The sequence below is a fragment of the Corynebacterium oculi genome (genome assembly GCF_001412105.1).
Lineage (GTDB): Bacteria > Actinomycetota > Actinomycetes > Mycobacteriales > Mycobacteriaceae > Corynebacterium > Corynebacterium oculi.
In genome coordinates, this window is record NZ_LKST01000002.1 from 234,858 (window position 1) to 249,367 (window position 14,510).

10 protein-coding genes and 1 pseudogene are annotated in these 14,510 nt (G+C 58.6%); 4 read left to right on the forward strand and 7 right to left on the reverse strand.

The genetic code is table 11. From position 1 onward, the window contains the following. Window positions 1–43 precede the first annotated feature (43 nt). The 7 genes and pseudogenes from rpsI to Cocul_RS13075 form a co-directional block, all read right to left on the reverse strand. Window positions 44–583 carry a 30S ribosomal protein S9 gene (gene rpsI, locus Cocul_RS05050; protein ID WP_069723574.1) on the reverse strand — a complete coding sequence of 180 codons (540 nt, stop codon included), beginning with the start codon at window positions 581–583 and terminating at the stop codon, window positions 44–46. Beyond that, window positions 580–1,023, reverse strand: a complete 444-nt coding sequence (gene rplM / locus Cocul_RS05055) for a 50S ribosomal protein L13 (protein WP_055122225.1) — start codon at window positions 1,021–1,023, stop codon at window positions 580–582. Before rplM ends, rpsI begins: the two co-directional genes overlap by 4 nt. A 248-nt stretch (window positions 1,024–1,271) precedes the next feature. Then, entirely contained in the window at window positions 1,272–1,559 is a 288-nt protein-coding gene (locus Cocul_RS05060; RefSeq protein WP_055122226.1) for a WXG100 family type VII secretion target, read from the reverse strand. A gap of 43 nt (window positions 1,560–1,602) precedes the next feature. Then, window positions 1,603–1,920 (reverse strand): WXG100 family type VII secretion target, encoded by a 318-nt coding sequence (locus tag Cocul_RS05065; protein WP_055122227.1) that lies wholly within the window; start codon window positions 1,918–1,920, stop codon window positions 1,603–1,605. Window positions 1,921–2,068: 148 nt separating this feature from the next. After that, window positions 2,069–3,106: a type VII secretion-associated protein gene (locus Cocul_RS11845; RefSeq protein WP_082422183.1), complete on the reverse strand. Its 1,038-nt coding sequence runs from the start codon at window positions 3,104–3,106 to the stop codon at window positions 2,069–2,071. 23 nt (window positions 3,107–3,129) lie between these two features. Continuing rightward, complete coding sequence (eccCb, locus tag Cocul_RS05080) at window positions 3,130–4,722, reverse strand: type VII secretion protein EccCb (protein ID WP_342669510.1); 1,593 nt, start codon at window positions 4,720–4,722, stop codon at window positions 3,130–3,132. Continuing rightward, window positions 4,668–5,420: pseudogene (locus tag Cocul_RS13075) on the reverse strand (FtsK/SpoIIIE domain-containing protein). The gene eccCb and the pseudogene Cocul_RS13075 overlap by 55 nt, the downstream one beginning before the upstream one ends. A gap of 789 nt (window positions 5,421–6,209) precedes the next feature. Here Cocul_RS13075 and Cocul_RS05085 point away from each other — a divergent pair. From Cocul_RS05085 to Cocul_RS05100, 4 genes are all read left to right on the forward strand, one after another. Continuing rightward, window positions 6,210–6,518 carry a helix-turn-helix domain-containing protein gene (locus tag Cocul_RS05085; RefSeq protein WP_055122231.1) on the forward strand — a complete coding sequence of 103 codons (309 nt, stop codon included), beginning with the start codon at window positions 6,210–6,212 and terminating at the stop codon, window positions 6,516–6,518. A 2-nt stretch (window positions 6,519–6,520) separates the two neighbouring features. Then, the gene (locus Cocul_RS05090; RefSeq protein ID WP_055122232.1) at window positions 6,521–10,780 is read left to right on the forward strand and encodes a DNA polymerase; all 4,260 of its coding nucleotides are present in this window, start codon (window positions 6,521–6,523) and stop codon (window positions 10,778–10,780) included. Window positions 10,781–10,869: 89 nt separating this feature from the next. Next, entirely contained in the window at window positions 10,870–11,151 is a 282-nt protein-coding gene (locus Cocul_RS05095; protein WP_055122233.1) for a hypothetical protein, read from the forward strand. Window positions 11,152–12,165: 1,014 nt separating this feature from the next. Then, window positions 12,166–13,920 carry a hypothetical protein gene (locus tag Cocul_RS05100; protein WP_211257099.1) on the forward strand — a complete coding sequence of 585 codons (1,755 nt, stop codon included), beginning with the start codon at window positions 12,166–12,168 and terminating at the stop codon, window positions 13,918–13,920. The last annotated feature ends 590 nt before the right edge of the window (window positions 13,921–14,510 follow it).

Genomic DNA, 14,510 nt, shown 5'->3' on the forward strand with positions numbered 1-14,510 from the left:
CGCCCCCGGAAAACCGGAGACGGCGCAAGCGCGCAGCAAAAGATTAGCGCTTGGAGTACTGCGGGGCGCGACGTGCCTTGTGCAGACCAGCCTTCTTGCGCTCGACGGCACGAGCGTCACGGGTGAGGAAGCCAGCCTTCTTCAGCGCCGCGCGATCGGCCGGAGCGTAGGCGTTGAGCGCACGCGCGATAGCCAAACGGAACGCGCCGGCCTGGCCCGTGGGGCCACCGCCCTTCAGGTTCGCCTGAATATCGAACTGCCCTTCGCGATCCAGCAGCACCAGCGGAGACTTCACGGTCTGCTGGTGAATCTTGTTCGGGAAGTAATCTTCCAGCGTGCGACCATTGCACACGAACTCGCCGGAACCCGGAACCAGGCGCACGCGCACGATGGCACGCTTACGACGACCCACGGTCTGAATGGGGCCCTCGACACCAGCCTGCTCCACCTCGACGTCCACCTCGGTCTCAGAAACCAGGTGGTCACCGATGGTGTTGGCGAACTCCTCGGTGGCAGCCGCAGCGGCAGCCAAATCCTCGGCGTCTGCGACGTTGTTCTCGATGTTATTGTTCGGCTCGGTCACTGTGCCACCACCTTGATCTCGTAGTTCTCCGGCTTCTGGCCAGCGTGCGGGTGCTCCTCGCCAGCATAAACATGCAGCTTCTTAATGGAAGCGCGGGACAACTTGTTGTGCGGCATCATGCCCCGGATGGACTCCTCCACGGTGCGTGCCGGGTGATCGGCAAGCGCACGGCCCAGGGTCATGGTCTTCAGGCCACCGGGGTAACCCGAGTGGCGGTAACGCATCTCGCGCTCGCGCTTGTTGGAACTCACAGCAACCTTGTCAGCATTGATGATGATGACGTGATCGCCGCAATCAACGTTGGGGGTGAACTGGGGCTTACCCTTACCGCGCAGCAGGTTTGCAGCGTGGGTGGCAAGACGACCCAGAACCACATCAGTGGCGTCGATGACATACCACTTGCGGGTGATGTCACCGCTCTTCGGGTGATAAGTAGACACTTAAGTGACTCCTTGGAGGTCTTATCTACAGGACTGCCGGCCAACAAGTGCACCCCACGGCGATCACGGCGGCCGGTGGAGACCCGGGATCAGCCAAAACAGCGTGGCACACAGGCGCTTTACTTTACGCCGTCTGCGGCGGTAAAACAAAAACCACGGTGATAGGGGCGCCACCCCACCGCGCCCGTGCCTGTCCTGCGATGACACGCACCCCCACCACCGTGATTATCTCTTAGCGCCGCAGCGCGCTACCCCCAGGAGGCCGCCGCAGCACGGTTCACATCCGACATGCGATCATTACCCTGGGTGACGATACGCGAAATGGTCTCAAGAATCTGATTGAGATCCTCCGCGGAACGATCCCATTTTTCCTGCGCGGCCTGATAAGCCACCGCAGAATCGCCCTCCCACGCCGCCACCATCGGTTGCAGCAGCGCTTTGAGTTCACCCAACAGACCATTGATCCTGCCCAAGGTGGCGTGAATATCACCGGCGGCAGCCTCAATGGCCCCAAAGGAATACTTAATATGATCCATCGTTAAACCCCCTTCTTGTATCTTTCTCGTTACGCCCTATCGGCTACAGGGCAAGGCCCGTTCCACCCACGGCGCTCAACGCCTGGGCGTTCTGGGCCTCCATGTCCTCAAAATGGCGAGCGTTAGAACGGATATTCTCACTGATCGACGCCAGAGCCTGACGCAATTCCCGCGCCGAGGCATTCCACCTCTCCATGAGGTTGTCAAAGCTGACCTGGGCGCTACCGGCCCATGAACCGCGCACCCCATCCACAACGCCCTGCAGCCTAGTGAGTTCCGACTGCACTTGACTGTTGGTATCATCCACGCGGCCAGCGGTAGCCACCATGACGTCAGCTTCTGTTCTCAACATTCCTGACATCTCTCCCCCTCCTCAAAGGAAAACAACTACTGATAGAACGGAAAGTCCCACCGCGGTGGAACCTTCCACTTATCTTTGACTACTTCTCGCCCCCACCGGTTCCCCGCTTCGGAATATTTTGTTGCCGCCACCCACGCAGCCGCGTCAGCTATAGCAGTCCCACGGATTCCTCCGCCACGCGGCACGCAGCGCGTTGAACCACAGTGGAGGCTTCGCGTGTATGACACCCCACACTCATGTGGTGTCCGGCCTCCACCCAGGTGCTCCACTGCACCACCGAGCCATCACCAGGTTCCTCCCGATACGTCACCTTCTCCTCGTGCGGATTGTCTCCCTGTGGCAGGCCAGGCGAGTTTGCTTCGCTCAGCGTGGGATCGCGCTCCACCGTCTCCCGCACCTCGTCCATCACCACCTCCGCCGGCACCCCAAGCACCGGATCGGCAGCAATTCTGATCCGCAGGCCCTCATCCTCTCCCCGGAAAACCACATCCTCGCCCTCTATTTCTCCGCGGAATCCCACGGGGGTGGACACCCTAATGCGTCCGATCTCGTGCACCACCAGGGATGGCGGTACAGGCGTTGGCTCCGCGGTAGCAGAAGCCGTTTCCTCCTTATCTCTAGGAACAGCGCTCCCCACGATCTGTTGAGCCTTGGGCGCCACTCCCACGGAGGAGGTTTCTCCCATCGCCCACCACGATAACCCCAGGACGGCCACCACGATCCCCACCATCGCCACGTGTATCCACGTGAATCGCCGCCACCATTGCCCTGTCCCCCAGTTCCCCCGGTGTGCGGGTCGAGCCGGACTCGTCATGCCCCGCAATGATTCTTCGTCATGGCCCACTATCCGCGCGGGATATACCCCTGTCTGCTCGGCACACCCATCATCATTATCTGTTGTTTCCTGTCCCTGCTGACCAAGACCGGCTTCTCGCAGCGCGTCACGTATCGCCGCCACCGCGGTCATCGCCGCGCTATATCCAGGCGCTTCCGGCGGGAGTTCAACTTCCACCCGAACCTCGGCCTGGCTCCCGTCCCCCTCTACTACGGCCTGAGCCTGTTCCACGGCTGCGGTTAAGGCCCAAGGTTCCGCAAGCACCGGCGGCACCAGATCGTAGCGGTACACGGTATCCGCTCCCTCGAAAGCGGTGGCCTCTTCCAAAATTGTGATGACTAGCCTGCTCATTTTCGCCCCCCACCCTTAACTATTTATTTCCCGCCTACGGTTTCTCTCTCCACTGCTTTCTCTACGCTGGCCACCTGAATGGTGATTGGTTCTGTTCCCTGTTCCAGCCATCTTCCCCGACCAGGAGGCTGTGCCATGGGCTTCATACCGCAGATAGCGCCTTCCTCCTTATCCGCATCTAGGAGGAGCACTGCGGGAATCTGATCGCGCAGCCCGGCCAGGAAGGGCTGATATAACGCCCTGTTTATGCCGCCAGATTTATGCGCCACCACCACATGCAATCCCACGTCACGCGCGTGGGGAATGAAAGGAACGATCTCGGCTAGCGCGGCGGGATCCACCAGATCCGCGTCATCTATCACCACATAGATCTCAGGCCCTTCCCACCAACTCCGGTTCCGTAATTGCTCAGCGCTTACCTCCGGGCCCGGTATTCGCTCTTTCAGAGTGATCGCGGTATTACGTAAAGCCTCCGCCGTGGCTAAAGAGGAGGCGCTGTAGGCCGCGAGCGCCTGTTCCGGCACCGCGCCAAGATGTGCACGACGATGATCCACCAACACTACCCTGGCCTGCCGGGGAGAGCGCTGAGTGATACCCGCCAGCACCGTGCGGAGCGCGGTAGATTTTCCGGCGCCATGCGCGCCTATGCATAACAAATGATCGCTATCCCACCGCACCGAAGCCATGTGAATCCCACCAATTCCCACCACGATCTCTCCCTCTGCGTAACGCAGATCTGTGTAAGGAAGAAAATCGGGAAGTACCTTTAACTCGGACACCGGGGGTTGATCGGCGGAAATAGTAGTGATGTGCGCTATATCCTGTGCGGAGCATAGGCACCACAGCATGGATTCCCCCTCGGGGGTGATCCCCCGCCCCGGGAGCGCCGGGATTTTCTGCTGTGCCTTCCTATCAATGAGAGAGTCCATCGCCTCGCCCAGTTGTAATTCCAAGCGGTAATCTATGAGATCGCGGATCACCGGTCGCAGTATCGCCCATCGTTGCGTGGAAATTATTACGTGCACTCCCGCCGCAGCTCCATCAGCCACAATCCGGGTGACTCGCTCTACCTCGTCCTCACAATTCGTTGCCAAGGCGTGCCACCCATCGATGATGAAAAAGGTATGTCGGCCGTCGTGGGGCAATCCGGCCTCCACCAAGGCGGTAACCTCGTCAAAAACGCGGTGCACTCGCCCCAGATCCTTTTTCTGAGCCACACCCACTACGTGAGGGAGCCTCGACAATATTTCTTGGCTATCCCCACCCATATCTACCACGTAAAATTGCACCTCTTCGGTGGTGTGAGTGGCAGCCAGGGATGCCACGATGCTGCGCAGCGCCGTAGATTTCCCGGAGCGTGGCCCGCCGCATAGGGCCACGTGCCCGCCGCCCACGTTGAAGTCCAATACAAATGGGTCTTGGCGCTGGTAATACGGACGATCAATAATGCCCACGGCTGCCTTGAGGCTTCCCATCGGCTCCACCACACCGGCCAGTTCCACCATCTCCGGCAGGGGAGGCAACCACAAGGCACGAGCCTTCTGACCGCGCTGCTGTGCGGCTAAGCAAGCGCTCTCCGCCACGGCTTCCAGCACCGTGCGAGAATCCTCCTCCACCACCGTGGCTGCCTCTTTTTCACGTCTTCCCAGCGGCGATACCACCGCACGTGATCCAGAGAGTCATTCGCCTCTTTGCTGTGCCGCCACCGCCCAGAAACATAGGCCGCACGGAAACCCACAACGTCCTCGGCTCCCGCCTTGAGAAAGCCCATTCCCGGCACTGCGGGTAATTCATGCGCATCAGGAACCCCGAGAACTTGGCGCGATTCCGCCGCAGAGAAGGTACGTAGACCAATACGATAGGAAAGGTGGGAATCCAGTCCTCTTAACCGCCCTTCCTCTAGGCGTTGACTGGCTAAAAGCAAGTGCACGTGGAGGGATCTCCCCAACCTACCCACGGCCACAAAGAGATCTGCAAAATCAGGATGCTGGCCCAGCAATTCAGAAAACTCATCGACCACCACGAGCAATGCGGGCATGGGTTCTAGATCTGTTCTCCCGGCCTCCCTCGCCGCCTCATAATCGTGCACGTTAGCGAAGTTTCCGGCGGCGCGGAGAACCTCCTGCCTGCGATTCATCTCCCCCGCGATGGCATCCTACATTCTTTCGACCAGCACGGATTCTTGTTCAAGATTCGTGATGACCGCCGAGGTATGCGGGAGCCTGTCTAATCCCAGGAAAGTAGCCCCTCCTTTAAAATCCACCAGCACTAAACTGAGTTCCTCCGGGCTGTGCGTGGCCGCCAACGCCACCACTAGGGTGCGCAACAATTCTGACTTAAACGAACATGGGTTGTGGGTACTATCTATCCAACACAGTTACCGTACGGCAGCGATAACTACTGTGCGCGGCAAACATATGGCGGAAGCAGAATGCTTGCGAGGTAAGTGGTCAAGCACCGCTGCGTGCGGATATCGCGCGAGTTTCGGGGTGAGTTTGGTGAGTTTAGTTTCCCCTTACGCAACGGAAAACGTATTTTTTTAAATACGTTCTCATGCAAACATATTTAAAAAAATCGTGTTTTGATTAAGAAGGTCCAAAACAAACTCACCAAACTCACCCCCCGTACACCGTATGTTTGCCGCACAGGCTGCACAGCCCTAGTGTGACACGGGTGTGCGTTGGTGCGCCTTACATGTTTACCGCGCACAGACCGCAGTGCCGTGTTGCACCGCACTGTGAATTGTTAGTTACAAAAGGTATTGTGCAGGCCGCGTTACTGCTGTAAGATGTACAGCAGATTGCACGTGGTGGGTTTCTATACTTTCTGGTCTTGCTAGCCACATGCGAGGGATAACCCCGAGGATAATTGATAAAGGTGTAGCAACCGGCCGAGATAAGCGCGGCCCCTCCAACGAAATTGACCGGCTGGTAACGGCATTACCGGCCTCAAAAGCGGCTGGGTACAGAGCTAGCACTCTGGTAAAGCAATGGGATGTTGACCACATCCTAGCGAGTTGAGCACGGCGCTTCAGGCCGCCCAGATATTAGCCGGAAAAGCACCCCGCTCCGGGACAGTTTGATCTGCCCAGGAGCGTTTTACTATGTCTGCACAAGACACCGCTACCCCGACTATTGAACGTCGCTTCTATTCTCTGCAAGAACTCAACGAACTTGGTCTCGGTTCTGAGTCTCTACTGCGTAAGGCCATTAAAGAAGGCCGCCTCCCGGTCCACCGTTTCGGTTCTGCGTACCGCATCAGCCAGGAAGACCTGGACCTCTATCTCGATGCTGCGCGTGTGCCGTCGCCGCACATGTTTGACAACTTCGTCGATGCTGTCGTGGATGCTGCGCCGAAGCTCAGCGATGAGCAGCGTCAGCAGCTCGTGACTGTTCTCGGAGGTGCAGCGTAACCATGGAGGCAAAGAAAAAGACCCCCGTAGCTACCGGGGGCCAAAACAATGACAACGGCCAGGCAGTCAGTGTTTCTGCTTGCGATGATACCACTGTGGTATCAGATGGTCAACAGGAAGATACAAAATCCTCTCCTGTCCATACCGTGACTCCGAAACTCACTGATGAGCACCTCGCTGAGCTGCGCCGTTCTGGCATTTCGGATGAGGTCATCGATAGCAGTGGTGTCTACTCCGCCCGTAATGTTGAGGCGCTGCCCGAGCCGCTTCAGTGGATTGGTTCACACGCGGGCGCTCTCCCGGCTTTGGTTTTCCCAATGGAAGAAGCCGGTGTTGGCGAGACCTGGCAGGTCAAACCCGCTACACCGATCACTTTTTCTGACGGGTCTATGGCTAAATACGTGGCACCCTCTCATCGCTCTGGCGCAATCGTGCCTTCTTTTATTGAACATCGCGCAATCACGGATGCCACCGAGCGCGTTGTGATCGTAGAGGGTACCAAGCAGGCTCTTGCCGTTAGATCTGTCACTGACGAGACCACTGCCGTCTTCGGCATCACTGGTATCACCGGTTGGATGGGCGGAGACAATGGCCCCAGCATCGCCTTCTCGCAGGTCATGGGGCACGTTGTGTACGTCGTCCCCGATGCGGATGCTGCGACCAACAGGGCTGTCTACGACGGCGCACGCAAGCTAGGTGAGCATCTTGAGCAGTGGGGCTCTGCTCGCGTGCGTTTTGTCCGTGTTCCTGGGGGCAAGAAAGCTGGCATCGATGATGTACTAGGTAATCTTCCTGAGGTCCAGCGCCCCCAGGCGCTGCGCTCCTTCTTTGATGCTGCCAAGGACAAACCCGCGACGAAGATGCCCAAGAACACTCCTTCGGCAGCACCGGCTGCAGGCGCAACGACGGGTCGCCCGGCAATTTCGGATGATGTCGATCCTGTGTCCCTGTGGCTCTCAGTTTCAGGCGCGGTACATGCCGCCTATGGTGGTTCCCTGCTCTTCCGCCAGGGTGACACTGCCGTGGAACTCGGCACGGATGGCACGACGCTTTATGCTGTCTCCCCCGATTCATTTACGGTCCTGGCCGCGCATGCCATTGACGTCACGCACATGACAAAGACCTCGACACGTGTGCGTGCGCTCACCGCCGCCGAGTCACGCGCGATGCTTGTGCCTCGTTACGTGGCACCTTTGCCGGAGATTAAGGGTGTGGTCACCTCTCCCGTTGTCGCACCTGGCGGTCGTATTGTGTGCGCGGAAGGCTTCGATTCGGAAACAGGTCTTCTCGTTGCGCTCTCCGAGGATATTCGCGGGCTGGCTGTGCCGGAAAACCCCAGCTTAAATGATGTCCAGCATGCTCTTGAGTTGCTTGATGACGTGTTTTGCGACTTCAGATTTAAAACCAAGCACGATTACCTCCGTGCGCTGGCGCTGCTACTCACACGTCTCACGCGCCCGATGTACGGTATTGCGCCCATGTTCACAGTGACCGCAAACGTTCGCGGCGCGGGTAAGAACCTGTTAGTGGACGTCACTTCCATCATTGGCTCTGGTGAGTCTGCTTCGATGCAAAAGCTTCCAAAGGATGACGATGAGGTTCACAAACTGATCCTGTCCGCCCTGCGTGGAGGACAGACCGCGTTGCACCTGGATGAGTGCAGTGAGGGTATCAGCTCGTCTGCTCTGACCTCCTTGGTCACAACGGCGTCCTACGAGGGCCGCATTCTCGGTGAAAGCACGGTTGGTACGTACGCGAACTCCACCACAGTGGTGGCGCTCGGAAACAACGTACCTATCTTCGGCGATCTCGCCCGCCGCGAGGTGCGTATCGAAATGTCCGTCGAGGACGAAAGGCCCGAGCTGCGTAGCGGGTTCCGCCACCACGATCTCCGCCGTTACGTGCGTGAGAATCGCGCGGAGCTGCTGAAGGCTGCACTCACACTTGTCACATACTGGGTGCAGCAGGGCAGCCCGCGCCCTTCCACGGAGACTGATCCTTTCGGCTCCTTCGAGACCTGGTGGGACACCGTTGGAGGGATTCTTGAGGCTGTTGGTCTTCCGGGCGCGGAGATCGGTGTGATTGAGCAGCGCATTGGCAACAACCCGGCCGATCTCAGCGACTCCTTCTTCTTGGAATGGCTTGCTGAGACCTTCTCCGGCCCCTTCACTGCAAGTGCTGTGGTGGCCGGTTTGAACCAGGTGACAGGCGATGTGCCTTTGCCTGCAGGCTTGTTCAAAATGGACGATGTAAACGCGTGGAAGATTGGGCAGCATCTCACTCGTCTTCAAGACCGTTGGTTGAATGGCTGTGTTATCCGTCCAGCCGGGCTGGCGAAACGTGCGAAACAGTACGTTGTCGAGACACGTGGGGATGATGGGCTTGGCCCCGATGACGGTGGTCCTGACAGCGGAGGTCCCGGCAGCGGTGGTGGCACTCCCCCGCCAGCGCCAACGCCTTCACCTGTAGAAACAGTGGATGGTCCCTCAGCACCAGAACCAACACCCCTGCCAGTAGATGGGCCAACAGCACCTACCGACGGTACGACCGTCGTGTTCGATCTCGAAACTGGTGACGCAGACGATGTCCATGTCACGGATGATCCTGGCTTCGTGCGTCTTGCCGCTTACTCAATCAACGGTGCCGAGCCTGTGACCACGACCGACATTGCTGGTGAGTTAATTCCGCTGCTAGAGCGTGCAGACACCATCGTTGGCCACAACATCGTGCAGTTCGATCTGGCTGCGCTGCGACGGCTCTACAGCCTTGACGACAAGGCGCTCATCGAGGCCGGCAAAGTACATGACACGCTGATCCTGTCCCGCCTGGCTGCAGGTGGCGCCAAGCTTGAGTACAAGCTCGACGCTGTAGCCAAACGATGTGGTGTTGACGGCAAACTGCTGGACGACGGTAAGACGGCTCTTGAGGCCCTGGAGGAGCAGTTCGGTGGTTTTGACAAGATCCCGGTGGACAACACTGAGTACGTTGAATATGCGCTGCAAGACGTGCGCTCAACGTCCGCTGTCTACGAGAAAATGCTGCCTGCTGCCTTGGAGGCCGTGAGCGCAGAGTATCTGCAGCGTGAGCACGAAAAAATGCACGCGCTGAGCGTTGTGGAGTCGCGCGGTGTGCGCGTAAACCTCGCCAAGGTCGAAGAGTTTTTGGCAGAAGAAGCAGCCGTCAAGTCTGAGATCCGTGGTTGGCTAGTGGATAACGTTGGCATCCCCGACAAGGGTAAGGCTCCCTGGGCGACCAAGGAAGGCAAGCAGGCCTTCACCGAGTACTTGGAACAGTTTGGCGCTGCATTACCCCTCACAGCTAAGGGCGTGGTCAGTACCAGCTCCGAGGCGTTCAACGGGCTTGCAGAGCAGCACACTGACGTGCCAGAGATCGTCACGCTGGCCGGGAAGATGGAAAAACTGCTGAAGTCCTCGACGCCCGCCTCGACGGTCAAGGAGAACCTGCACGGAGATAGGGTGTATCCGAGTATCCAGGCAGACCAAGTCACGGGTCGGCTCAGTACCACGAAACCGGCACTAGCGGTTTTCGGTAAGCGTGAGGAGCGGCTCATCCGCCAGCGCGAAATGATTCTGCCGGACAGCTCTGACCAGGAACTGATCTCCGTGGATCTCTCCCAGATCGACGCCCGTTGCCTTGCAGCGGGCAGCGGAGACCCCACCTACGCTGAGCTGTTTGCGCTGGGCCGCGACGCCCACACGGAGATGGCAATCAGAGTCTTCGGTGACGCGGCGCGCAGGCCTGACGCGAAGCAGCTCGCCCACGCTACGAACTACGGCATGGGTGCACGAGGTTTTGCAGCTTATGCTGGCATCTCCGAGGTCGAGGCAAAGGGGCAGCTTGACCGTCTGCACTTCGAGTTTCCGGTACTCGAACACTTCAAAAAACATCTACGCAAGCACGCTGAGGCTCTCGGTTGGGTTGCCACAGGCTTCGGTCGCCGCGTGGCGGTTAGCCGCGCCTCTGCGTACACACAGGCCCCTGCGGCCTACGGGCAAGGCACGGCACGTGACGTGTTCCTGGAGGGTGTGCTGAACCTCCCCCAGGAGGTGTTGGAAATGATCCGTATCTTCGTCCACGACGAGATTGTGCTCTCTGTCCCACGCGACCGTGCAGAGGAGATTAAGCAGACCGTTATGGATGCCTTCAACGCCGTGGCGCTGCCCGGCAAGGACGGCGTTGAAGTACCCGTCTTGTCCGACTTCGCAGGTCCTGCGGAGTCCTGGGCGGGCTGTAAGGACTGATCCTCGTGAGCACACTGCTGCCCACGCGTGGTCCTCCGCGTGTGGGTGACTCAGCCATATAGATGAACCCCGACTAAGGAGAAGATCAAATGTCGTTTCGAGACGACTACGACGCCGCGCTGCGCGAAGAGCAGCGCATCAAGGAAGAACTGAACCGGCTGCGGCGTGCACACAAGGCAGCCAAGGAGCGTGCCGCGCAGATGCGTGAGTACGCCAAAGAGTTTGAGGTGAACCTCGACGGCGATGAGCCGTCTACAGCAGGCGACGACAAGCCTGACAAGCCCTCCGAGCCTGACGGTAATGAGCCGTCTGATACCCACAGTGGAGCACCCAGCGAGCCGGATAACTCCGGCGAGACTGTACAGAATTAGGCGCGAGACTGTACGGCCGAACCCCGTGTCGCCGTACAGTCTGAGCGCGAAAACTGTACCGCTGTAGCGGTCACTGCCCCATCGAAGCCCCGTCCTCGTGACGGGGTTTTGTCATGCCCAGAGCCACTGCCGTGGACGTGCTGCAGGGCTGCAGCGACGGCTCTGTACACGGCCTTAAGAAGATATTCCGTGAATTATGTTTTTCATCCGGCTGCTGCCGGTGGCAACCGGTTCGTAACCGATTTTTTACCGTCTGAGCAGCGGCGATGACAGTTTTCATGTGCCGCAGCCGTTTTTCACTGCCGAAAAGTGAAAACCAGTATAAGGGGTTGCGACGCCGGTACATCGGTATAGAAGCGGTGTTATCGCTGGTCACAGTGCGTAAACACATCGCTTCTATAGCGACGCCGGGCCGGTTTGAGCCGAAAGGTGAAAACCAAGTATAAGGGGGTGCGACGCCGGGACTTTTTTGAAAAGTCCCATTTTCACAGCGTGAGCAGGGAAAATGCACCGCTTACATACCGGCGTCTCAAAATGGCCGCGAAAAGCGTGTCATGTAAGCGCCGGTGTTATACCTGTGCAATGGATATTGCACGGGTTATGAGGGCGGAAGGCTATGCCAAGCAGCGCGAAAAGCGCTGCGCAGGCACTGCCCTGCTACGGGACCAAGGAGATCGCCACAGCGCATCTTCGCAGGTCACGTAGCGTTTTCACACAAGGCGAAGCGGAGAAAGCCGACCGAATAGGGAGGGTTTTCACGCGAGCAGAATGCCCGCTGCAGGCGCCCCCGTGAGACCTCAGTTATCCGAGCTTGCGAGGTGGCTAGACTGAGGTCTTTAGGGGGCTAAAGAACTTCAATTTTCTGGGGTAGAATCGTTTGGGACGGCAACGCAAGGGACCCGAACGATTCTTAGGGGACCCAGGAAATTGAAGTTCGCCATGTTGGCGCGCACTTGGAGGGGTCGAAGACAGAGGCTCCGAGTGCGCGCCAACATCTACAGGAGGTACGCAGATATGTCGAAGACATCTACAGCGCAGAAGGGACGCGCAGCGTTCAATCTGCGCCATCTCCGCCGCGACAACTGCGGCGGAGACACACGTGGAGATCGCAAGCGACTCCTCAAGGAGGCGATGCGAGAATTAGATCCGCAGGATCTCGCGCATCAGGCCGCGATGAACTCAAACATCGTGGTGGCCGATGCACATTTGAACGTTCCGTTCGTCAACGACGGCAACGGAACGTTCCGACGCGCTGCGTCCGTCGAGGAAGTCTTGGCGTACCAAGACGCCCGGATGGACGGCGTGCGCGTGCAGAAGAACAGTTTTGAAACGTCATTGTTCGTCGTGCATCTGCCGAAGTCGATGTGTAGAGAGATCCCCGACTACTACACCAGTGAGGTAGACGGTCGCGAAGTGAAACGGCCGCGACTCGTCGCCCGCGACTACGAGGAAGCGAAGCAGTATCTCGAAGAGTCAATGCGCTGGCTCGCCGAGAATTTCATCCCCGGTGGCATCGACGCAGTCGCCGGAGGCGACATGAACTTCGATGAATCAACACCACACATCCAGTTCCAGGCTGACACGTTCTCACCGAAGCCCGAAGATCCCGACAAGCTTCGCTGCCGCCCCGGCATCGCGTACAACACTGACACCTCCGTGCGGTACACATCTGGCCCGAAGAAGGGCAAGCAGATCTCGGGTAATCAAAAGTTCATCGACGCGCAACGCGGACTCCGGGAGCACATGCACGCGCTCGGTTACCCGGTAGAGCTAGAAGTCTCCGAACGACACGACGAGTCGCTCAACCTCGACCGCTACACCGAGCAGCAAGACCGGGAGCGGGATCTCGCGAACCGCGAGGATGATGTCGAAGCCAAGAAGCGTTCCGTGCAGCGCGATATGGACGCGATTGATCGTGACCGCGAGCAAGCAGCAACAGAACTTGAAGAGGCGAAAGCTGCCAACGAAAAAGCGCAAGGTGTGCTGCAGCACGCCGAAGAACAGGCCCGCGCTGTTGCCGAGCGTGTGCTCAAGGAAGCACGCGAGAAGGCCGAGCAAGAAGCTGAACAGATCCGCAGTGACGCACGCGAGAGGGCCGAGCAAGAAGCCGAGCAGACCCTGGGCCTTGCCGAAGCGCAAGCAGACGAGCTGTTCGACCGGGCCGAAGAGACTGCGCGGTCCAAGGCGAGCGAGATTACAGCCGCAGCCCGTAGCGAAGCAGAGTCGATCACTCACAAGGCCGACGAGGCCCGTAAGCAGGCCGAGCGCGACGCCGAGACGATCCGCAGCGAAGCACGAGATGAGGCGGAGCGTGAGGCAGAAACGATCCGCAGTGAGGCCACGCGGGACGCTGAAAACACACGTAGCGAAGCGCGGAGCGACGCTACAGACATCCGCGATGCAGCACGCAGTGAGGCCGAGCAGGTGGCTCGTGATCGCGCAGCCCTGGACAGTGAGCGTGAAGCCTTTGACGTGGAGAAACGTGCATTCACCGAAAGTCTCGAAGCGCGCCGCGCAGCTGCAGAAGAGGAAGCAAAAATCATCATTGAGGAGGCTGTCGAGTCCCTGCAGGATATTTCCAACGTAGATCAGGATTTCTTGCAGATCGAACTTGATCGTGACCCGGAGATGAAGCAGCGGTATCGCGAGACGGTCATCGACCGTACTCAGCGGGAAAGCGCTGCAGCGCGCCGCCGTGCCCAGGAGCGCATCAAACAGCGCCGCCAGCAGCAACAGCAGCGTGATCGTGATGGCGGTATGGAGTTGTAGCGCTGCTCTCCCCTGCCCTGTATGGCCTTCTGCGAGCCGTACAGGGTGCCGTCGGCCTCGTAGGTCATCGGCGGAATGAAAACCGCTGAGATTCGGCGAAAATCGAAGAAATCTCGGCCACGCTGAGCGGAGTGTCACTACGCTGCGCAGCAGATTGGCCTGTTAAGTGGCGGAGAGAGTGCGCAGCACGTCGGCGGGGGCAACGGCGCGTGTGCTGCGCAGAAGAGACGCCCGCAGAAGGGCCGGCAGAATGACGGTGTCATTCTGTTGCGCAGTAAAGGTGTCAATAGGATGACAAACCACTTCACTGCCCAATTCACATGTCATTAAAGTGACAGGGCATTTGATTGCGCAGTAAACGTGTCGATGAAATGGGTGCCCAATACACAGTGCAACCTACGTGTTAATGAAATGTCGTAGACACTACGCAGTGCAGTGAATTGCGCAGCAGAAACGCCAGTAAAAGCACCGCTGCACTGCACTGTAAAACAGCACGGGTGATGTGCAACAAAGCGGCGTGTGAAATGCACCGTGAAATGTCAGTGCACCTAGAGCTGCACCACCGCTATTCCCCTACGACGTCCGAACGG

What these genes read in the sequence shown, in the direction of transcription:
- Cocul_RS05085 (WP_055122231.1), top strand. Translation starts at nt 6,210, where the DNA reads ATGTCTGCACAAGACACCGCTACCCCGACTATTGAACGTCGCTTCTAT.
- Cocul_RS05090 (WP_055122232.1), top strand. Translation starts at nt 6,521, where the DNA reads ATGGAGGCAAAGAAAAAGACCCCCGTAGCTACCGGGGGCCAAAACAAT.
- Cocul_RS05100 (WP_211257099.1), top strand. Translation starts at nt 12,166, where the DNA reads ATGTCGAAGACATCTACAGCGCAGAAGGGACGCGCAGCGTTCAATCTG.
- Cocul_RS11845 (WP_082422183.1), bottom strand. Translation starts at nt 3,106, where the DNA reads ATGAGCAGGCTAGTCATCACAATTTTGGAAGAGGCCACCGCTTTCGAG.
- Cocul_RS05060 (WP_055122226.1), bottom strand. Translation starts at nt 1,559, where the DNA reads ATGGATCATATTAAGTATTCCTTTGGGGCCATTGAGGCTGCCGCCGGT.
- Cocul_RS05095 (WP_055122233.1), top strand. Translation starts at nt 10,870, where the DNA reads ATGTCGTTTCGAGACGACTACGACGCCGCGCTGCGCGAAGAGCAGCGC.
- Cocul_RS05065 (WP_055122227.1), bottom strand. Translation starts at nt 1,920, where the DNA reads ATGTCAGGAATGTTGAGAACAGAAGCTGACGTCATGGTGGCTACCGCT.